Raw genomic sequence first — 19,603 nt, 5'->3', positions numbered from 1 at the left:
ACGGCTCCAGTTGCCGTGCCCCCCATTGCCATTTCCCCGACCATCATGGCCGCCCCATCCGCGACCGCCGGGGCGATCGGGGATGAAGCCCGGTCCGCTGTGCGGCCCAGCACTGGCGAAGCTCGTGGTGGGTGCGGACGCCGGGCCGGCCTGAGCCGTGGGCGCGCCGCAAAAAAGCAGCGCGCCGGCCACAGCTCCGGCACCTATGGCACCTGCGGCCGCGCCGCGCAATGATCGCCGGGAGATCATCGAAGTCATTCCTTCCAACCACTCGCTATCGCTGATTAAAACGTTAGTTGCGCGTTTTCCGGCAAACAAGGCAGATTTGTCTTTTTTGACTGTGAATTAGATAACAATCACGCAACAGCTTTCGATATTCGGCAATATGATTTACGCATTCGTGCAATTTAACTTGTCCTCGAATACTGACGCGTTCTGGCATCAAAAACTCGATTTACGCAGCGCACAAAAGGTTTACTGAGGTACTGATCTGCGGACTACGTGTTCACTGATTTCAGGCTTTCCGTATCGACGGATGCGTTGATTCGGCGGTATTTCGAAAAATAGCCAACCGTGTCATTGGCCGCGCCGATTTAATGGTTGCCGAGCAAACAGCTACTTTCGTAACGTGCGGTGCTGAGGTGCCGCCGCGCATGCAGCAGAGTCCCCGGCCCGCGCGGCTCGTGACCGGAACGTAGGCGCCCGGCGACGCGACTTACGCCGGCGTCGGTGACAGAATCAGTATTGACACAACGGCACCGAGCGCTGATTTACTGATTGGCACTCACGGAGGAAGACACCGAAGTGAACTTCAACAGCGGCCACAGCGGACCCGGCGTTGGGGCCTTTCGCGCGCCTAACTCGGCCAACGGGCCCTCCGGGGACGCCGCCCCCACCGAACGTCTCAGTCTCGGGCAGGGCCGCCCGCGGATCGCCAGCCCGCCGCCGGCCGGCCAGCCGGGACGCACCCAGCGCACGCGCCGAACCGTCGACCTCGCGGCGGCCACTCACCGCGCACTCGACATCTGGCAGCGTGAAGCCGCCGACCGGCTGGGAGTCGCCCGGGTGACCGGGCAAGAGGTGCTCACGGCGCTGATCGATCAACTACTGGTCGACCCCAAGCTCACGGCGCAAATAACCCGCGCCATCAAAGACCGGCGCTAACCCGCCCAACGAACGGACGCCCGCCGCCCCCGAATGGGCTATTCGACGTCCATTTCGCGCAATTCGCGCTTGAGGATCTTGCCCGTCGGGTTACGCGGCAACTCGTCGAGGAAGACCACCTCACGAGGCACCTTGTACTTGGCCAACTGGTCCTTCACGTGCTTCTTCAGGGTGTCCTCGTCGACGTCGGAGCCGTCCTTCTTGACCACGAAGGCGCGCAAGCGGTGACCCCACTCCTTGTCTTCCACACCGATCGCCGTGGCCTCGACCACCTCGGGATGCCCGCTGAGGCAGTCCTCGACTTCCGCGGGGAAGACGTTCTCGCCGCCCGACACGATCATCTCGTCGTCGCGGCCGCTGATGTACAGCAGGTTGTGCTCGTCGAAGTAGCCGACATCGCCCGAGGACAACAGCCCGTCGATGATCTGCTTCTTGCCGCCGCCGGTGTAACCCTCGAACGGGAAGGCGTTGCCGACGAAGATGCGGCCGACCTCGCCCTGCGGCAGCTCCTTGCCGTTTTCGTCGTAGATCTTGACCTTGACGCCTTTGACGACCGGTCCCGCCGTCGACGGGTTGTGCTTGAGGTGCTTGGGTTCGGCGATGGTGGCAAACGCGATCTCCGTCGAGCCGTACATGTTGTAGATGACGTCCCCGAGCTCTTTGAGACCCCGCTCGGCGACATCGGCGTTCAACGCCGAACCGGAGACGAAAACGATTCGCAGGCAAGACAAATCGGGCTTCTCGTCCATCTTCTCCAGGGCGTCCAGCATCCGCGACAACATCACCGGGACGACGACGATCGCGGTCGTCTTGTGCTTCGCGATGTCCTTCAACACCACGTCCGGCTTGAACTTTCGGTGCAGCACCAGCGTCGAGCCCAGGAACGCTCCGATGGTGGCGTGCAGGAAGCCCAGCGCGTGGAACATCGGCGCGGGAAGCGCCGTCACCTCGCCGGCCTTGAACGGGACATGCGACAGGATGCCGCCGATGGGTGCCAAGGTCGGCGGGGTGCTGCGGTTCGCACCCTTGGGGGTGCCGGTCGTGCCGCTGGTCAGGATGATGATCGACGAATGCTTGTCCGCCTTGGGTGCGGGCTTGCCGCTGCTGTGTTCGATCAGCTCGGCAAGTGTCTCGTCTTTGCTGCCCGACTTCTTGTCGGAGTCGGGATTGGTACCCAGCGCCCGCAGCTTGCCCAGCGGCGGGTCGGCCTTGCTGACGTCCTCGCAGTATTCGTCGTCGTAGATGATCAGCTTGGCGTCCTCGCGCTCGGACACCTCCTTGATCTGTGGCCCGGAGAACGAACTGTTCAGCAGGATGATGCGAGCACCGACCCGGGCGCATCCGAACTCGGCGATGGAAAACCAGCGGCTGTTGCGGGCCAGGATCGCGACGCCGTCGCCGCCTTTGACGCCCTTGTCCAGCAGGCCGTGGGCAACCGCGTTGGCGGCGTCGTCGAGCTCCTTCCACGTCAACTCGCCGTCATCGTCGATGATGGCCACCTTGTCCGGGGTGCGCCGGGCGTGCAGGGCAGGAAGCATCCCGATCTCGCCCCATTTGCGGATGTCGCTGACCATCGCGGCAAGGTTCTGGGGAGGCTCCAGCGGAAAGCCCCCGGCTTCGAGAATTTTGCGGACATAGTGCAGCTCCGCTAGACCGCGCTCCGCGTATTGCTGAACCTTGGAAACCGCCTGCCCGGGCAGGCCGATCAGATTAGGCATGGATCCCACCCTATGTGACGTCCGTCGCATTACCAGGGGTAAGTACCCACCGACTTACGATGATGAACATGGGTCCGGTTTCGCTGGAGGTGGCCGGGCGCGAGGTCACCATCACGCACCCGGACAAGGTGGTGTTCCCCCCGGCGAGCGCCGGCGAATCCGCTGGATTCTCCGCTGGCCCGTACACCAAGCTCGACCTGGTCCGCTATTACCTGGCGGTGGCCGACGGCGCACTGCGCGGCGTGGCCGGCCGCCCGATGATCCTGAAGCGCTTCGTCAAGGGCATCACGGAGGAAGCGGTGTTCCAGAAGCGCGCACCGGTCAAACGGCCGGACTGGGTCGACGTCGCCGAACTGCGTTACGCCCGAGGCACTTCCGCCGCCGAGGCGGTGATCCACGATGCGGCGGGGCTGGCCTGGGCGGTCAACCTGGGATGCGTCGACCTCAACCCCCATCCGGTGCTCGCCGAGGACCTCGATCACCCCGACGAGCTGCGGGTGGACTTGGACCCGATGCCCGGGGTGTCCTGGCGGCGCATCGTCGACGTCGCGCTGGTGGCCCGTGAGGTGCTGGAGGACTACGGCCTGACGGCGTGGCCGAAGACGTCGGGATCGCGCGGCTTCCACATCTACGCCCGCATCGCCCCGCGCTGGGAGTTCCGCCAGGTACGGCTCGCCGCGCAGACCGTCGCCCGCGAAGTCGAGCGGCGCCTGCCCGAGGCGGCGACCAGCCGCTGGTGGAAGGAAGAACGCGAAGGGGTGTTCGTCGACTTCAACCAGAACGCGAAGGACCGCACGGTCGCGTCGGCGTACTCGGTGCGGGCGACGCCCGATGCCCGGGTCTCGACCCCGCTGCACTGGGACGAGGTCGCCGGCTGCGACCCCGCGGCGTTCACCATCGACACCGTGCCCGACCGGTTTGCCGAACTGGGCGACCCGTGGGAGGCAATGGACGACGCCGTCGGCGAGCTCGACCGGCTGCTGGTGCTGGCCGAGGAGATGGGGCCGCCCGAACGCGCTCCGAAGGGGTCGGGCACGCGCGGCAGCGGAGCGGCAGGCCGGCGGCAATCGACGATGCCGCTGATCGAGATCGCCCGCACCAAGACGAAGGACGAGGCGCTGGCGGCGCTGGACGTCTGGCGCGACCGCTATCCCGCCGCGGCCCGCCGACTCGAGCCGGTCGACGTCCTGGTCGACGGGATGCGCGGGCCCAGTTCGATCTGGTACCGGATCCGGATCAACCTGCAGCACGTTCCGGGAGACGAACGGCCACCCCAGGAAGACCTGATCGCCGACTACAGCCCTTGGGACGGATACGGCGGAAAGCAGAAGCCGTCGACCTGACGCCGGGCCTCGCCTAGATCCCCACCCGCGTAACCGCGTTGTGCTTGCGCAGGTAGCAGTACCACGTGACGCCGAGCAGCCCGAGGAAGAACACGATGTAGAACCTCAGCGCCGGTTCGATGCCGCCGAACTGCGACTTCGACCACGCGTACGCCAGCGGAACCACGAACCCGCCGAACGCACCCACCGCCGAGATGACGCCCAGCGCCCCGGCGGCCTGGCGGCGCATGGCCACCATGGTCTCCGGATCGCCCCCGGCCAGTTCGCCCTTGATCTTGAAGATCCGCGAAATCATCCGATAGGTCGAGCCGTTGCCGATGCCGGTCGCCACGAACAGGAACATGAAGCTGGCGAAGAACGCCGGCAGGTTGACCGCCTGCACCGACCACAACGCGGCCCCCGCCCCGATCGCCAGCATCACGAAGCTCGCGGCGGTGATGCGGGCCCCGCCGATCCGGTCGGCCAGCTTTCCGCCGAGGGGCCTGATGACCGATCCGATGCCCGCACCCAGGAAGGCCCACGCCAGGGCGATGTCACCGCGCCCGAAAACCGTCTTCAGCAGGGTGGGAAAGGCCGCCGAGTAACCGATGAACGACCCGAAGGTGCCGATGTAGAGCAGCGACATGATCCAGGTGTCGGGGTGCCGCAGCGACTCCAGCACCGGCCGCACGTCGGCCTTGGCCTCGGAGAGGTTGTTCATGAACAGGAACGCGCAGACCGCGGCCACGACGGCCAGCGGCACGTAGCACAGGCCGGCGCGCGACAGCGCCATCCCACCACCGGCGATGACGATGGGCGGAATGATCTTTTGCACTACCGCCACGCCGATATTGCCGCCGGCCGCATTCAGGCCCAGCGCCCAGCCCTTGTCTTTCTCCGGGTAGAAGAACGAGATGTTGGCCATCGACGAGGCGAAGTTGCCGCCGCCGAAGCCGGCGGTCGCGGCGATCACCACCAGGGCGCCGAACGGCAGGCCCGGATGGCTCACCGCCCAGGCCAGCAGCAGGCACGGGATGAGCAGCAACGCCGCCGAGATGGTGGTCCAGTTGCGGCCGCCGAACAGCGGAACCGCGAAGGTGTAGGGCAATCTCAGGAACGCCCCGACGCCGCTGGGGACGGCGACCAGGCACAGGGCCTGGCTGGCGGTCAGCGCCCACCCGGACGCGGCGGGGTGGCCGGGTCCGCCGACCGCGGTCATGTGAACCACCACGATGCTCCACAGCATCCACACGCTGAATCCGACGTGCTCGGCGAAGATCGAGAAGATCAGGTTCCGGCGAGCGATCGGCTTGCCGGTGGTCTCCCAGAAGTCGGGGTCTTCGGGCCGCCAGTCATCGATCCAGTGCCGTCCCGCATGACGCTCGCGCGTGGGCGCGGGCTGCGTTACGGGGCTGATGGTCGTGGTCATCTGGTGGGACTCCTGAGTTTCGTGAGGCGCGGGCAGTGACGACTCGACGCTAGAGATGCCCTGTTACCGGCCGGGGTGTGCACAGTTACGTGGGCGATACGCAGAAATCGCAACGGCCCTGCTTCGTTTGTCAGAACTCCGCAACGCAACGCATCCAGGGCAAGATGGAGGTCGCGTCGCTCTTCGCCGAATCCCGCCGAATCGACCACCCGCGGAGTCCTCAGCGATCTCGACCGCGACACTATGACCGTGCCGGAAGCGGCCGGCTGAGCACCCGACGTTGCCACGGCCCGGATAGGAACTGCATTCATGAGCGATTTCGATGCCCCATGCGTGGGCGAAGGATCGGGTCTAGAACCCCCCGTCTCACCGCGCGTGCGCAGAGCATTCGGCATTCTGGAGCGGACGGCCCCGCGACTGGGTGCGCGCTGGGCCATCGAACTGTGGTGCACACCGCCCGAGACGACATCGGCCCGCATGCCGCCCGGCGTGGGCGCCAGTGAACCTGTGGAAGCGTCATGGTCCGGTCACAGAATCGTCGGCGAAGCCTGGGGCCAGGGGCCGCCGGTGTACCTGATACACGGCTGGGGCGGATGCCGTGCGCACCTCGGAGTGTTCGTCAAACCCCTGCTAGCGGCGGGCCATCGAGTGATTGCCTTCGACCTGCCCAGCCACCAGGAATCCGACCCCGGCGGATTGGCGCCCGGCCGCACGACGATCGGCGAATGTGCCCAAGCGGTGAAAGCCATGGTGGACGCCTACGGGCCCGCGCACGCGATCATTGCGCACTCCCTGGGCGCCAAGGCCACCGCACTGGCGCTGTCCTGGGGAGCACGCGCGGAGCGCCTGGTCTTCCTGGCACCGATGGGCGGCTTCGCGTTCTACCTCGACTGGTTCGCGCAGCGGCACGGCTTCGGCCCGCGCATCCGCGACGCTCTGCACCGCCGACTCGACCGCCGACTGGGATTCCAGTTGCTGCATTCCGACCTGACCCATCTGGCCTCGTGCATCGACGATCCGCCTCCGCTGCTGATCCTGCACGACCCCGACGACCCCGACAGCCCCTTTGCGATGAGCGAGGACTTGGCCTCAGCGTGGCCGGGGGCAAGCCTGACCGCCACGCACGGCCTTGGGCGCCTCGCGCACTACCGGATCCTGCGCAACCCCAAGGCCGTGCGCGCGGCGGTCGCATTCGCCACCCAGGCGACGCCCACCGCGGCGCCGCGACCCGGCGAAACCGTACAAGCGCAGCTAGACCGGTGACTCACTGTCCGCGACTGCGTACTTCCGCAACGCGCGCCCACGACGAGGCGCCGATGCGCGACAATCGGCGCATGCAGGTGACTGGGGCTCCCCCGGGGCTACGGGAGCGCAAGAAGATCAAGACCCGCCGCGCCATCAGGCGCGAGGCGTTTCGCCTCATCGAGCAGAACGGGTACGCCGCCACCACCGTGGAACAGATCGCTGAGGCGGCCGACGTGTCGCCGAGCACCTTCTTCCGCTACTTCGGATCGAAGGAATCGCTGCTGCTGGCCGACGACCTCGACCCGCTGATCCTCGACGCGTTGAAGGCCCAGCCGCGCGACCTGTCTCCGGCGCAGGCCTTCCGCCGGGCCTACGAGGCCGTCATCGCCCAGCTGCCCGACGACCAGCTCGAGTTCGAGAGCACCCGGCAACGCCTGATGTTCTCCATACCCGAACTCAAGGCCGCGATGTACGACGAGTACTACCGCACCGTGACGGTCGCCGCCGAGGCCATCGCGCACCGGATCGGCCGTGCCGCAGACGATTTCGAAGTCCGAGTGTTCGCGGGGGCGTTGACGGGTGCCATGATGGCCGCTTTCGACGGCGCGCCGAAGACCGCCGACACGATCTATCGCGCCCTGGATTTCATGGACGCCGGCATGCCGCTGGGCTGACGGGTCCCAACCGCGCGGCGATGCATCTGAACGGGCGGAACGCGATACTCTCACGCGATGCGACAGGGATGGAATCGACGGGGATTCTTGCAGCTCGCAGGTGCTGCCGGGGTCGCCGCGATCGGCGGTGCGACCGCGTTCTCCTCGGGATGCTCGTCACGCAGTGCGGCCCCCGGAGCGACCCCGGGATCGGTGACGGTCACCCACCTGTTCGGTCAGACCGTCGTTAAAGAACCCCCCAAGCGTGTCGTCAGCGCCGGCTACACCGAACAGGACGACCTGCTGGCGGTCGGCGTGGTGCCGATCGCGGTGACCAACTGGTTCGGTGACCAGCCCTTCGCGGTCTGGCCCTGGGCCGCGCCCAAACTCGGCGGTGCGCAGCCGACGGTGCTGAACCTGGACAACGGCGTTCCCGTCGACCAGATCGCCGGCCTGAAACCGGACCTGATCGTGGCCGTCAACGCCGGCCTGGACGCCGACACGTATCAGAAACTGTCCGCGATCGCCCCGACCGTCGCGCAGTCGGACGGCGACGCCTTCTTCGAACCGTGGAAAGAACAGGCAACCACCGTCGGCCAGGCGGTCTTCAAGGCCGACCAGATGAAGTCGTCGGTCGACGGCGTCGACCAGAAGTTCACCGACATCGGCAAGAAGAATCAACAATGGACCGGCAAGAAGGCGCTGCTGATGCACGGCGCGCCGGAGCAGGGCACCGTCACCGCCACCATGGCGGGCTGGCGGACGGATTTCCTGAACCAGATGGGGCTGGTCATCTCCGACACCATCAAGCCGTTCGGCACCGGTCAGCGGGCCATGATTCCGCGCGACCACATCAAAGCGGTGCTCGAGTCCGCCGACGTGGTGATCTGGACGACCCAGAGCCCGGACGATCAGAAGGCGATCCTGGCCGACCCCGAAGTCGCCGGGTCGCTCACCACCGCGCAGAATCGCCACATCTTCACCACGAAGGAACAGGCCGGCGCCATCGCGTTCGCGTCGCCGCTGAGCTACCCCGTCATCGCCGACCAACTGCCCCCGCTGCTGACCAAGATTCTGGGCTAGCCACCCGGGCTCGCCGCGGCTGTTTGAGCGTTTGCTAAGGCAGCTCTGGCAGTGCTCGAAAATCCGTCGCTACCCCTCGCACAGGCGCCGATCCCGGAGTTACCGTCGAGTAATGAGCGTGACGGATCTTAGCGGCGACCTCGCCCACCACCTGCCGACCGACCTCGTCGGCAACACCGTTGTGGACTACGGCGACCGCGCGCTGATGGTGCAATGCGGCAGTACCGCTGAGGTGCTGGCATGGGCCGACGCGCTGCGCGACGCGGCGATACCGGGCGTGGTCGACGTCGTCCCGGCGGCCCGCACCGTGCTGGTGAAGCTGGACGGCCCGCGCTACCAAGGCGTCATCCGACAGCGGCTGCGTAAGCTGCGCGTGGCCGCCACCCCGGACGCCTCCTCGGAGCGCCGCGCCGACGTGGTGATCGACGTCGTCTACGACGGTCCCGACCTCGCCGAGGTCGCCGGCCACACCGGTTTGAGCATCGCGGCGGTGATCGACGCCCACACCGCCACGCCGTGGCGGGTCGGATTCAGCGGATTCGCACCCGGTTTCGCCTATCTGGTCGACGGCGACCCGCGGCTACGCGTGCCGCGCCGCCCGGAGCCGCGCACCTCCGTGCCGTCGGGTTCCGTGGGCCTGGCCGGTGAATTCAGCGCCGTGTATCCGCGCCGGTCCCCCGGGGGTTGGCAACTCATCGGCCACACCGACGCCGCGCTGTGGGATCTGCAGCGCCCGAACCCCGCGTTGTTGACGCAGGGCATGTGGGTTCAGTTCCGGGCCGTCTAGTCGGTGGCGATCGTGAGCGCGACGTAGCCGGGCGAAGCGGTACGCCACCATAGCTAAGGAGAGAGCCGTGCCAATCCTGGAGATCCTGCGCACCGGACCGTTCGCCGTCCTCCAAGACCGCGGTCGCCCGGGGCTTGCCCACCTGGGGGTGAGCCGGTCCGGAGCCGCCGACCGGCGCGCGCACAGGCTGGCCAACCGGCTGGTGGCCAATCCCGACGACCGTGCCACCGTGGAGGTGACGTTCGGTGGCTTCGCGGCCAGGGTCACCGGCGGTGACGTGGACATCGCGGTGACGGGTGCGGACACCGACCCGACGGTCAACGGAATCAAGTTCGGCACCAACAGCATTCACCATGTGCGCGATGGCGAGGTGATCTCGCTGGGCGTGCCCCGCGCGGGCCTGCGTAGCTATTTGGCGATCCGCGGCGGCATCTGTGTGGACCCGGTGCTGGGCTCGCGCAGCTACGACGTGATGTCGGGCATCGGGCCGGCGCCGCTGCGGAGCGGCGACCGCCTGCCCATCGGCGAGCACACCGATGCCTATCCCGAATTGGACCAGGCGCCGGTCGCGGCCATCACCGGGGGCGCCGTCGACCTGTTCGTGGTGCCCGGGCCGCGTGACGATTGGTTCGTCGAGCCAGACCGCTTGGTGCACACGTACTGGATGGCGTCCGATCGCACCGACCGGGTGGGGATGCGGCTGACGGGCCGGCCGCTGCAGCACTGCTATCCTGACCGGCAGCTGCCCAGCGAGGGTGCTACCCGCGGCGCAATCCAGGTGCCGCCCAACGGTTTACCGGTGATCCTGGGTCCCGACCATCCGGTCACCGGCGGCTATCCGGTGATCGGGGTGGTGGTCGACGAGGACGTGGACAAGATCGCCCAGGTCCGGCCCGGCCAGGCGGTGCGGCTGCACTGGGCGCGGCCCAGGGCTTTGGTCGGCGCCCACTCCGGTGCCGCGAGTTGGCCCTTTTCCTAACTCATTTGGTGCCGGGACGGCACCGTATTCCAGCTCACACGAGCACGCGCCTATGCGTGAAATCACTTGGTGGCGGTGCCGATTCAGGCTGGATGAACCGCACACTCGCGCGCTGAGCAGCCCCCAGGGATCTACCAGACAATTGGTAAACAACTAACAGCCGATAACGGCCCCCTCCGGTTGACCCGCTCGCGTCGTAAATGTGAGCATCGGACCGCACGGCAAGGCATGCCCCATGATCTGGGGTGCCCAAGTGTCGAAAGCCGCCCCTGAACAGCTCTCCCGGTATCGGGCGAGCGCGGTGACCCCTGGCACGGCGGCGGCCGGATGCGGCGATTTCGTGAGACCGGAGGAGAGGAATCTGTATGCGCGCCAACCGGTTCGAGGTCGTTGGGAGACAGGCGGACTGGAATCCGGAGGACGCGGCGGCCTGGGAGGCCGGCAACAAGAACATCGCCCGCCGCAACCTGCTGTGCACCATTGCCGGTGACCACGTGGCGTTTTCGATCTGGACCCTGTGGCCGGTGATGGCGCTGTTCATGCCCGGTTCCGTCTACGGCTTCTCCGCCGGCGACAAGCTGCTGCTCGGCGCGGTCGCGACCCTGGTCGGGGGTTGTGTCCGCATTCCCTACACCCTGGGTATCGCCGCCTTCGGCGGCCGCACCTGGACGACGTTCTCGGCCTTCGTGTTAGTGATCCCGACGGCCCTCACGATTGTGTTGCTGGCCAATCCCGGTCTGCCGCTGTGGTTGTTCGTGGTGTGCGCGGCCATGACCGGGCTCGGCGGCGGCAATTACGCGGCCTCGCTGGCCAACGTCAACGCCTTCTATCCGCAGCGGCTCAAGGGCGGCGCGCTGGCCATCAACGCCGGCGTCGCCAACGTCGGGGTCGCGGTGATCCAGCTGGTCGGCCTGCTGGCGCTGGCCGCGGCCGGGCACAAGGCGCCGTACTGGGTCTGCGCTGTGTATCTGGTGTTCCTCACCATGGTCGGTATCGCGGCCGCGTCGTTCATGGACGACATTCACCACGGCACCCGGTTGAGCACCATGCGCTCGATCCTGTTCGAGCGCGATACCCAGGTGATCTCGCTGCTCTACATCGCCACGTTCGGCTCCTGGATCGGATTTTCCTTCGCCTTCGGGCAGGTGATGCAGGTCAACTTCGCCGAAAGCGGGGAAAGCGCCAAACATGCGGCCCTACACGCCGCCCAGGTGGCCTTCATCGGGCCACTGCTGGGTTCGCTGGCACGCATCTACGGCGGCCGGCTGTCCGACCGCGTCGGCGGCAGCCGCGTCACCCTGGGCGTACTCGCCGGCATGACCGTGGCCGCCGGGCTTCTGGTCACCGTCAGCACCCTCGACGATCACCACGCCGCGGCGCACTCCGCCAGCATGATCGGCTACGTCACCGGCTTCATGGTGCTGTTCGTCCTGTCCGGCATGGGCAACGGCTCGGTCTTCAAGCTGATCCCCTCGGTCTACGAGGCGCGCAGTCGGTCGCTGGACACGAGCGAGGACGAGCGCCGTCATTGGGCCCGCGCCATGTCGGGATCCCTGATCGGCATCTGTTCGGCCGTCGGGGCGTTGGGGGGCGTGGGAATCAACCTGGCGCTGCGCCAGTCGTACCTGAGCACCGGCACGGAAACATCTGCCTACTGGGTCTTTCTGAGCTCGTACATCGTCGCGGCGATCATGACGTGGGTGGTCTACGTACGCCGTCCCGCGTCCGCCCCGGGCTTGTCCGGATCGGCGCCGGATACCGAGGCCGCCCGCGTGTGAGCGGACTCGCAACACGGGCAATGCCACAGCAATTGACAGGTAACGCAACCGAAACGTCGCAGGCATACACAATTCATATGGCCCCCCAACTGGCCCCACCAGACTCCGCGCCGCTGACCGGCTACCGGATCGCCGTCACGTCGGCGAACCGCGCCGAGGAGCTGTGCGCGTTGCTGCGCCGTAACGGCGCGGAGGTCTCCAGCGCCGCGGCCATCAACATCATCGCGCTGCCCGAAGACGCCGAACTGCAGAATCACACCGAAGCGGTGATCGCCGAACCACCCGATATCTTGGTGGCGCACACCGGCATAGGCTTCCGCGGCTGGGTCGCCGCGGCCGACGGCTGGGGGCTGGCGACCCAGCTGCTGGCGTCGCTTGCCAAGTCGCGGATCGTGGCGCGCGGCCCGAAGGCGACCGGCGCGTTGCGGGCCGCCGGGCTGCACGAGGAGTGGTCCCCCAAGTCAGAGTCGTCGCGCGAAGTCCTGCGCTACCTCCTCGAGTCGGACGTCGCCGGCAAGCGCATCGCCGTCCAGCTGCACGGTGCGGCCGACGGTTGGGATCCCTTCCCGGAGTTCATCAACGGATTGCGGGCGGCGGGCGCGCAGGTGGTTCCCATCCATGTGTACCGGTGGAAGCCGACGCCGGCCGGCGGTGACTTCGACCAACTCGTCGCCTCGGTCGCGCGCCGGCAATTCGACGCCGTGACCTTCACCTCGGCGCCCGCCGGCGCGGCGCTGCTGGAACGCAGCCGCGAGCTGGGCATCGAAGACCAACTGCTGCAAGCGCTTCGCAGCGACGTGCATGCGATGTGCGTCGGCCCGGTCACCGCCCAGCCGTTGATCCGCGCGGGGATCCCGACGTCCTCGCCCGAGCGAATGCGGTTGGGCGCGTTGGCCCGTCACATCGCCCAGGAGCTCCCGCCGCTGCGGTCGTGCACCATCCGCGCGGCCGGGCACGACATCGAGATCCGCGGAACGTGCGTGCTGGTCGACGGGTCGGTGCAGTCGCTGTCGGGATCGAGCATGGCTACCCTGCGCGCACTGGCACAACGTCCCGGCGATGTCGTCGCACGCAACGACTTGCTGCGGGTACTTCCCGGCAACAGCAATGATCCCCACGCCGTCGATACCGCAGTGCTGCGGCTGCGAACGGCGCTGGGCGACAAGAACATCGTCGCGACCGTGGTCAAGCGCGGTTACCGGCTCGCGGTCGACCATCCGGGAGACTCCACATGGCATTGATCCTGGTAGCCCACGGCACCCGCAGGCCGGGTGGCGTTGCGATGATCGAAGACCTTGCGGCACAGGTGAGTACGCTCGTCCGCGGCACGGTAGACGTTGCCTTCGTGGATGTTCTCGGCCCCACCCCCAGCGAAGTCCTGGCGCGCGCGAAGGCCGCCGAACGGCCCGCCATCGTGGTGCCCGCGTTCCTGTCGCGCGGATACCACGTACGAGCGGACCTGCCGTCACACGTCGAGATCAGTGGACACCCGAACGTGACCGTCACCCCCGCGTTGGGCCCGAGCGGTCAGATCGCCCGGATCGTCGGCGATCAACTGCTGAAATGCGGTTGGCGGCCGGGCGATTCGGTGATCCTGGCGGCCGCGGGGACATCCGACGACAAGGCCCGCGCCGATCTGCACACCACGGCGACGCTGTTGTCGGCGCTGACCGGGTCCCGGGTGAGCCTGGCGTTCGCGGCCACCGGTGATCCGCCGGTGCCAGAGGCCGTGGATCGGGCACGGGCGCGCCGCACCGGCGGACGCGTCGTGGTCGCTTCGTATCTACTGGCCGACGGCCTGTTCCAACAACGGCTGCACGGGTGTGGCGCCGACCTGGTCAGCGAGCCGCTGGGCACCCACCCGGGGCTCGCGCGGCTGGTCGCGAACCGATTTCGCCGGGCGCTGCCGCCGGTCCTCGCCCGGACGGCCCGGCACGCGTCGCGCCGATCGAGCCCGCATCAGCCGGCCCACCCTCGAACCACAATTGCCGTTCCCTAGCGCAAATCGCCTGCCGGCGAGGCGCGCCGGTGCTCGGCGTTCCTTGATCTTTGGTCGCCGACGGGCGATCCTGGCACCATGCCCCGCCGCGAAGAGCAGTCGCATGGGATCCTCGACCCGGTCGCCAAGATGCTGCGGTTGCCCTTCGGCACACCGGAATTCATCGACCGGATCGTGACGGGCGGTGCCAATCAGGTGGGCCGGCGCACCCTGCGCATGCTGATCACGACGTGGGACGCCGCCGGCGGCGGCCCGTTCGCGGCCAGTGCCGTCGCGTCGACGGGAATGGCGAAGACCGCCGAAATCGTGCAGGGCATGTTCATCGGACCCGTCTTCGGCCCACTGCTGAAGATTCTGGGCGCCGACAAGGCGGCCCTGCGGGCCTCGCTGTGCGCCTCGCAATTGGTGGGCCTGGGCATCATGCGCTACGGCATCCGATCCGAGCCGCTGCACTCCATGCCGGTAGACGCACTCGTCGACGCGATCGGGCCGACGATGCAGCGCTACCTGGTCGGCGACATCACCCGCTGAACCCGGCGTTCGGCCTCAGGCGGCCCGCGGCTGGTAGTCGCGCGCGACCTGAACGTAGCCGTCGTCGGTGATCCGCACCGGGTACACCGGCACCGAAACGGTCGGATCATCCAGGCAGGAACCGTCTTCGAGCGAGAACGCCTGCTTCAAGATGGGCGACTGAACCGTGACGCAGCCGTCGCGGTCACCCACGATCCCGCGGGAAAGCACCGCGGCCCCGGAGAACGGGTCGACGTTGCCGACCGCGTACACCGAGCCGTCGTCGAGCCGGAACAACGCCGCCTGGGAACCGTCGTCGAGCAGCACGCCGACGCCGCGACCCGGAATGAGGTGCTCGTACGCGCACGCGCTGGTCCACACCGCAATGTCGTTGAGAAGTGTCATGATCGGTTCCTCATTCCTCCGTTGTCGCCGCACGGACCCGCGGCATGCCAATGGACACAGGGATTTTGCGGCCGGCGTGCTCGGTGAACGCCACCGTCGAATCGACGGCGTCCGGGGCGTTGACGAACGACACGAACCGTGACAGCTTGTCCGGGTCGTCCAGCACGCCCTTCCATTCGCACTTGTAGTTCTCGACGTGCCGCTCCATTGCGGCCTCGAATTCCCCGGCCAGGCCGAGCGAGTCGTCGCACACCACCTCGCGCACGTGGTCGAGCCCGCCGTCGAGCGAGTCGACCCACGGCGCCGTGCGTTGCAGCCGGTCGGCCGTCCGGATGTAGTACATGACGAACCGGTCGACGTAGCGGACCAGCGTTTCGGTGTCCAGGTCGCTGGCCAGCAGCTGCGCGTGTTTGGGCGTCATGCCGCCGTTGCCCCCGACGTACAGGTTCCAGCCCTTTTCGGTGGCGATGACGCCGACGTCCTTGGACCGCGCCTCGGCGCACTCTCGCGCGCAGCCCGAGACGCCCATCTTGATCTTGTGCGGTGCCCGCAAGCCGCGGTAGCGCAGTTCCAAATCGATGGCCAGCTGCACCGAATCCTGCTGCCCGTAACGGCACCAGTCGGTTCCCACGCAGCTCTTCACCGTGCGCAAGGCCTTGCCGTACGCGTGACCCGATTCCATGCCACCGTCGACGAGGCGCTTCCAGATCTCCGGCAGTTGGTCCACCCGCGCGCCGAACATGTCGATCCGCTGCCCGCCGGTGATCTTGGTGTAGAGCCCGAAGTCTTGGGCGATCTGGCCGATCAGGATCAGGTGCTCCGGCTTGATGTCCCCGCCGGGGACCCGGGGCACCACCGAGTAGCTGCCGTTCTTCTGGATGTTGGCCAGGAAGTGGTCGTTGGAATCCTGCAGCGAGGCCTGCTCGCCTTCGAGGATGTGGTCCGACCCGGTGGAGGCCAGAATGGAGGCGACCACGGGTTTGCAGATGTCGCAACCCTTTCCGCGGCCGAAGCGCTCCAGCAGCCCGGAGAAGGTGCGGATCTCGGTGGCGGAGATGATCTCGAAAAGCTCCGCGCGCGATTGGCTGAAGTGCTCGCAGAGCGCCTTGGACTGTTCCACGCCCTCGGCTTCCAGCAGCTGCTTGAGCAGCGGGACGCATGACCCACACGAGGTGCCCGCCGAGGTGCACGCCTTGAGCGCGGGGACATCGGCGCAGCCGTCGGCGATCGCGCACTTCAGATCGCCCTTGGTAACGTTGTTGCACGAGCAGATCTGCGCCGAATCCGGTAGCGCCCCAACGCCCAACGCGGTGCCGCTGCCGGAGGAGGCCGGTGCGATCAGCGCCAGCGGGTCGCCGGGCAGCTCGCTGCCGACCATGGGCCGCAGCACGCCGTAGGACGAGGCGTCACCGACCAGCACGCCGCCGAGCAGCGTCTTGGCGTCGTCGGAGAGCACGAGCTTGGCGTAGGTGCGGTTGACCGCGTCGTTGATGGCGACCTCGAGGCAGTTCTCGGTGGTCCCCATCGCGTCGCCGAAGCTGGCCACGTCGACGCCCAGCAGTTTGAGCTTCGTGGACAGGTCCGCCTCGCCGAACTCCGCGACGCCGTCCAACAGCCGGTCGGCCACCACCTCGGCGGAGGTGTAGCCGGGACCCACCAGGCCGTAGCACCGACCGCCGATCGCGGCGACCTCGCCGATCGCGTAGATGTCGGGATCGCTTGTCTGGCAAGCCACGTCGGTGAGCACCCCGCCACGCTCGGCGCGCGTCAGTCCGGCGGCGGTCGCGAGCTCGTCGCGCGGCCGGATGCCGGCGGCGAAGATCACCAGACCGGCGTCGATGACCTGGCCGTCGGTCAGACTCACCCGCACCGAGGTGGTGCCGTCCGAATGCTCGACCGCCTCGATCGATTCGGTTCCGGTGCCGACGTGCACCGAGATACCGAGCTCGCCGATCATCCTGGCCAGCAGCCCACCGCCGGCCTCGTCGATCTGCTGGGCCATCAGCCGCGGCATCATCTCGATGACGTGGGTCTGCAACCCGAACTGGCGCAGCGCGTTAGCGGCTTCCAGGCCCAGCAGGCCGCCGCCGATCACGACACCCGCGGTGGCGTGCGAGGTTTCGACTGTGCGCTGGGCGTCGGCGCGGATGGCGTCGAGGTCGTCGAGCGTGCGGTACACGTGGCATGCGGGCAGGTCGTGGCCCGGCACCGGGGGCACGAACGCGTACGACCCGGTCGCCAGGACCAACGTGTCGTACGCGTGCCGCTGGCCGTCCGCCGTCGTCACTGTCTTTGCGGCGCGGTCTATTTCGGTGACGCGCTGGTTGAGCACGAGGCGGACCTGCTCGTCGCCCTCGTATTCGTTGCCGGGCAACGCCAGTAGCTTGCGATCCCAGCTTTCGGTGTAGGAGGTCAGGCCGACGCGGTCGTAGGCGGCGTCGGTCTCCTCGGCGAAAACCGTGATGCGCCAGAGTCCCTCGGCGTCACGGGCGCGCAGCGCCTCGACGAATCGGTGCCCTACCATGCCATGTCCGACTACGATGATGTGACGACGCGCACAGCTGGCGCGCGAAATCCCGTCTGCAGACATGGCTTTGAGAGTAACGGCCAGAAATTACGTTCTTTTCGCCCAATGTGACGGTCCTATGACGAGGATCTCACAACTCACAGGAAGGCCTGTGATTGATCGTTCGCTGCCGGCGAACGACAAGGTGGAACTTCAGCGGGGTCGACTCATGTTTGACCTAGTAGCCGGTCGAACAGGCACCGGTCACAGGAATCTCACAATCAAGTTCAAGGAATTAGAAGGGAAGCGCCATGAGCAGCCTCGCATTGTGGTCGCGGCCGGCCTGGGACACCGACCGGTGGTTGCGCGACTTTTTCGGACCCGCCGCCGCGGCGGACTGGAACACCCCGGCGACCAGCGGCTTCAAGCCCGCCGCCGAGATCGTCAAGGACGGCGACGACGCGATCGTACGGGTCGAGCTCCCGGGCGTTGACGTCGACCAGGACGTCAACGTGGAGGTCGACCGCGGACGGTTGGTCATCCACGGCGAGCACCGCGATCAGCGTTCGGAAGAGAAGGAAGGCCGCACGCTGCGGGAGATCCGGTACGGAGCGTTCCGCCGGTCGTTCCAGCTGCCCGGCCACGTCACCGGCGATGCCATCACGGCCACCTATGACGCCGGCGTGCTGACAGTGCGGGTCGCCGGTGCATACGCCGACAACCAGGCGCAGCGCATCGAGATCACCAAATAGTCTCCGGCCAGTTCGGAGAGAAACAGCCGAATCCGGCGGCGTCACAACGGCTCCGCCGGATTCGGCGCGTCAGCCCCAGCGGGCCAGCAGCTCCTTGGCCCGGGTCGCCAGCGCGGCCTGCAGGAACGGCCCGAAACTGATGCGCGCCACACCCAGCGGACCGAACGTCGCCGGGTCGTCCTGGTCGGGCAGCGCGATCGCGTTGACCGGCAACTCCAGCTCCGCGGTGAGGCGCCGCAACGTGTCGGGGTCGTGGCGGCCCACCGGATAGAGCACATCGGCGCCGGCGGCCGCCGCCTGATTCAGCCGTGCCACCGCCCGCTCGACGCGATCGGACGCCTCGCCGTCCTGGCGCACGAACAGATCCGTCCGGGCATTGATGACGACGTGCACCCCGGCCGCGTCGGCGGCCGACCGCAGCTCGCCGACCAGCTCGGCGTGTTCGCCGGCCGACCGCAACCGCTTGCCCTCCGAGTGCACGGTGTCCTCGATGTTCAGCCCGACGGCCCCGGCGCTGAGCAGGCCCTCGATCAGCCGGGCCGGCGGCTGCCCGTAACCGGACTCGATGTCCACCGACACGGGGACATCGACGGCGGCGGTGATCTGGGCGACCCGGGCGAGGACGTCGTCGAACGACATGCCCTCGTTGTCGGGTTTGCCGATCGAGTCCGCCATCGGGTGGCTGCCCACCGTCAGGGCGGCGAATCCGGCGCCGGTGGCCAGCCGCGCCGACCAGGCATCCCACACGGTCGGCAGGATGACCGGGTCACCCGGCCGGTGCAGTTTCAGCAGCGTGGCGGCCCGCTCGGCCGGCGGGGTGCGTCCCGTCATAAGTGTCTGCTCCCTCGGCATCCGGGCTCAACAAAACTGACGTGTGGCGTGTGCCGTGGATAGTATCGAGGGCGTACTGTGATCCGAAACACTGCCGAGGAGATCCGTTGACGAGCACGACTGGCACGACCGAATTCGCCGAACTCCACGACCTCATCGGCGGCCTGCGGCGGTGCGTGAGTTCCCTGCGGGCCCGATACGGTGACAGCCCGGCCATGCGGCGCATCGTCATCGACGCCGACCGCATCATGTCCGACGTCGACCTGCTCGACACCGACGTGTCCGAATTGGACCTGGCCGGCGCCACCGTGCAGCAGTCCGGCGAGAAGATCGTCATTCCAGACACCCAGTACGACAGCGAATTCTGGCGCGACGTCGACGACGAGGGTGTCGGCGGTCACAACAGGGCCTGAACAACCCAAGCCCCCCAGAAAAGGGGGGC

General features: G+C 67.5%; 18 protein-coding genes. 13 read left to right on the top strand and 5 right to left on the bottom strand.

Translation table 11 applies throughout. From position 1 onward, the window contains the following. The first annotated feature begins 804 nt into the window (after positions 1-804). Positions 805-1,164: an ATPase gene (locus tag AC5Y30_RS09145; RefSeq protein WP_499918231.1), complete on the top strand. Its 360-nt coding sequence runs from the start codon at positions 805-807 to the stop codon at positions 1,162-1,164. Between the two features lie 38 nt (positions 1,165-1,202). Here the strand turns inward: AC5Y30_RS09145 and fadD2 are convergent, their stop codons facing one another. Further along, positions 1,203-2,882 carry a long-chain-fatty-acid--CoA ligase FadD2 gene (gene fadD2 / locus AC5Y30_RS09140; RefSeq protein ID WP_499917796.1) on the bottom strand — a complete coding sequence of 560 codons (1,680 nt, stop codon included), beginning with the start codon at positions 2,880-2,882 and terminating at the stop codon, positions 1,203-1,205. A gap of 59 nt (positions 2,883-2,941) precedes the next feature. Between fadD2 and AC5Y30_RS09135 the strand changes: the two genes are divergently transcribed. Beyond that, entirely contained in the window at positions 2,942-4,225 is a 1,284-nt protein-coding gene (locus AC5Y30_RS09135) for a DNA polymerase domain-containing protein (protein ID WP_499917795.1), read from the top strand. Positions 4,226-4,238: 13 nt separating this feature from the next. On the opposite strand, the gene AC5Y30_RS09130 is transcribed toward AC5Y30_RS09135, so the two are convergent. After that, on the bottom strand, positions 4,239-5,633 hold the full coding sequence (locus AC5Y30_RS09130) for a NarK family nitrate/nitrite MFS transporter (protein ID WP_499917794.1): 1,395 nt from the start codon (positions 5,631-5,633) through the stop codon (positions 4,239-4,241). 309 nt (positions 5,634-5,942) lie between these two features. Here AC5Y30_RS09130 and AC5Y30_RS09125 point away from each other — a divergent pair, with 309 nt between their 5' ends. From AC5Y30_RS09125 to AC5Y30_RS09085, 9 genes are all read left to right on the top strand, one after another. After that, positions 5,943-6,896, top strand: a complete 954-nt coding sequence (locus AC5Y30_RS09125; RefSeq protein WP_499917793.1) for an alpha/beta fold hydrolase — start codon at positions 5,943-5,945, stop codon at positions 6,894-6,896. A gap of 71 nt (positions 6,897-6,967) precedes the next feature. Continuing rightward, entirely contained in the window at positions 6,968-7,552 is a 585-nt protein-coding gene (locus tag AC5Y30_RS09120; protein WP_499917792.1) for an acyl-CoA-like ligand-binding transcription factor, read from the top strand. Between the two features lie 57 nt (positions 7,553-7,609). Continuing rightward, complete coding sequence (locus tag AC5Y30_RS09115) at positions 7,610-8,614, top strand: ABC transporter substrate-binding protein (RefSeq protein ID WP_499917791.1); 1,005 nt, start codon at positions 7,610-7,612, stop codon at positions 8,612-8,614. 112 nt (positions 8,615-8,726) lie between these two features. Beyond that, positions 8,727-9,401, top strand: a complete 675-nt coding sequence (locus AC5Y30_RS09110; RefSeq protein ID WP_499917790.1) for a 5-oxoprolinase subunit B family protein — start codon at positions 8,727-8,729, stop codon at positions 9,399-9,401. Positions 9,402-9,468: 67 nt separating this feature from the next. After that, entirely contained in the window at positions 9,469-10,380 is a 912-nt protein-coding gene (locus AC5Y30_RS09105; RefSeq protein WP_499917788.1) for a 5-oxoprolinase/urea amidolyase family protein, read from the top strand. Between the two features lie 365 nt (positions 10,381-10,745). Continuing rightward, on the top strand, positions 10,746-12,158 hold the full coding sequence (locus AC5Y30_RS09100; protein WP_499917787.1) for a nitrate/nitrite transporter: 1,413 nt from the start codon (positions 10,746-10,748) through the stop codon (positions 12,156-12,158). Positions 12,159-12,247: 89 nt separating this feature from the next. Next, positions 12,248-13,399: a uroporphyrinogen-III synthase gene (locus AC5Y30_RS09095; RefSeq protein WP_499918230.1), complete on the top strand. Its 1,152-nt coding sequence runs from the start codon at positions 12,248-12,250 to the stop codon at positions 13,397-13,399. Continuing rightward, positions 13,390-14,157, top strand: a complete 768-nt coding sequence (locus AC5Y30_RS09090) for a sirohydrochlorin chelatase (RefSeq protein ID WP_499917786.1) — start codon at positions 13,390-13,392, stop codon at positions 14,155-14,157. The genes AC5Y30_RS09095 and AC5Y30_RS09090 overlap by 10 nt, the downstream gene beginning before the upstream one ends. Positions 14,158-14,235: 78 nt before the next feature. Continuing rightward, on the top strand, positions 14,236-14,688 hold the full coding sequence (locus tag AC5Y30_RS09085; protein WP_499917785.1) for a TetR/AcrR family transcriptional regulator: 453 nt from the start codon (positions 14,236-14,238) through the stop codon (positions 14,686-14,688). A 15-nt stretch (positions 14,689-14,703) separates the two neighbouring features. On the opposite strand, the gene nirD is transcribed toward AC5Y30_RS09085, so the two are convergent. Further along, positions 14,704-15,072 (bottom strand): nitrite reductase small subunit NirD, encoded by a 369-nt coding sequence (nirD, locus tag AC5Y30_RS09080; RefSeq protein WP_499917784.1) that lies wholly within the window; start codon positions 15,070-15,072, stop codon positions 14,704-14,706. A 10-nt stretch (positions 15,073-15,082) separates the two neighbouring features. After that, positions 15,083-17,662, bottom strand: a complete 2,580-nt coding sequence (nirB, locus tag AC5Y30_RS09075; protein ID WP_499917783.1) for a nitrite reductase large subunit NirB — start codon at positions 17,660-17,662, stop codon at positions 15,083-15,085. Positions 17,663-17,889: 227 nt separating this feature from the next. Here nirB and AC5Y30_RS09070 point away from each other — a divergent pair, with 227 nt between their 5' ends. Further along, entirely contained in the window at positions 17,890-18,330 is a 441-nt protein-coding gene (locus AC5Y30_RS09070) for an Hsp20/alpha crystallin family protein (protein WP_499917782.1), read from the top strand. 69 nt (positions 18,331-18,399) lie between these two features. Here the strand turns inward: AC5Y30_RS09070 and AC5Y30_RS09065 are convergent, their stop codons facing one another. Further along, a complete protein-coding gene (locus AC5Y30_RS09065) occupies positions 18,400-19,161 on the bottom strand; it encodes an isocitrate lyase/PEP mutase family protein (protein WP_499917781.1) in 762 nt (253 codons plus the stop codon). A 107-nt stretch (positions 19,162-19,268) separates the two neighbouring features. Here AC5Y30_RS09065 and AC5Y30_RS09060 point away from each other — a divergent pair, with 107 nt between their 5' ends. Further along, entirely contained in the window at positions 19,269-19,574 is a 306-nt protein-coding gene (locus AC5Y30_RS09060; protein ID WP_064953694.1) for an Rv0250c family protein, read from the top strand. Positions 19,575-19,603: the final 29 nt, after the last annotated feature.

The sequence above is a fragment of the Mycobacterium sp. NGS27 genome (assembly GCF_059813005.1).
The sequence above is the reverse complement of the archived record's forward strand: the minus strand, read 5'-3'. Positions and strand labels throughout refer to the sequence as shown.

Bases quoted from the DNA above. Each gene is read 5' to 3' on its own strand.
- nirB (WP_499917783.1), bottom strand. From the start codon at position 17,662: ATGTCTGCAGACGGGATTTCGCGCGCCAGCTGTGCGCGTCGTCACATC.
- AC5Y30_RS09065 (WP_499917781.1), bottom strand. From the start codon at position 19,161: ATGACGGGACGCACCCCGCCGGCCGAGCGGGCCGCCACGCTGCTGAAA.
- AC5Y30_RS09135 (WP_499917795.1), top strand. From the start codon at position 2,942: ATGATGAACATGGGTCCGGTTTCGCTGGAGGTGGCCGGGCGCGAGGTC.
- AC5Y30_RS09100 (WP_499917787.1), top strand. From the start codon at position 10,746: ATGCGCGCCAACCGGTTCGAGGTCGTTGGGAGACAGGCGGACTGGAAT.
- AC5Y30_RS09125 (WP_499917793.1), top strand. From the start codon at position 5,943: ATGAGCGATTTCGATGCCCCATGCGTGGGCGAAGGATCGGGTCTAGAA.
- AC5Y30_RS09090 (WP_499917786.1), top strand. From the start codon at position 13,390: ATGGCATTGATCCTGGTAGCCCACGGCACCCGCAGGCCGGGTGGCGTT.
- AC5Y30_RS09115 (WP_499917791.1), top strand. From the start codon at position 7,610: ATGCGACAGGGATGGAATCGACGGGGATTCTTGCAGCTCGCAGGTGCT.
- nirD (WP_499917784.1), bottom strand. From the start codon at position 15,072: ATGACACTTCTCAACGACATTGCGGTGTGGACCAGCGCGTGCGCGTAC.
- AC5Y30_RS09070 (WP_499917782.1), top strand. From the start codon at position 17,890: ATGAGCAGCCTCGCATTGTGGTCGCGGCCGGCCTGGGACACCGACCGG.
- AC5Y30_RS09110 (WP_499917790.1), top strand. From the start codon at position 8,727: ATGAGCGTGACGGATCTTAGCGGCGACCTCGCCCACCACCTGCCGACC.
- AC5Y30_RS09130 (WP_499917794.1), bottom strand. From the start codon at position 5,633: ATGACCACGACCATCAGCCCCGTAACGCAGCCCGCGCCCACGCGCGAG.
- fadD2 (WP_499917796.1), bottom strand. From the start codon at position 2,882: ATGCCTAATCTGATCGGCCTGCCCGGGCAGGCGGTTTCCAAGGTTCAG.
- AC5Y30_RS09085 (WP_499917785.1), top strand. From the start codon at position 14,236: ATGCCCCGCCGCGAAGAGCAGTCGCATGGGATCCTCGACCCGGTCGCC.
- AC5Y30_RS09120 (WP_499917792.1), top strand. From the start codon at position 6,968: ATGCAGGTGACTGGGGCTCCCCCGGGGCTACGGGAGCGCAAGAAGATC.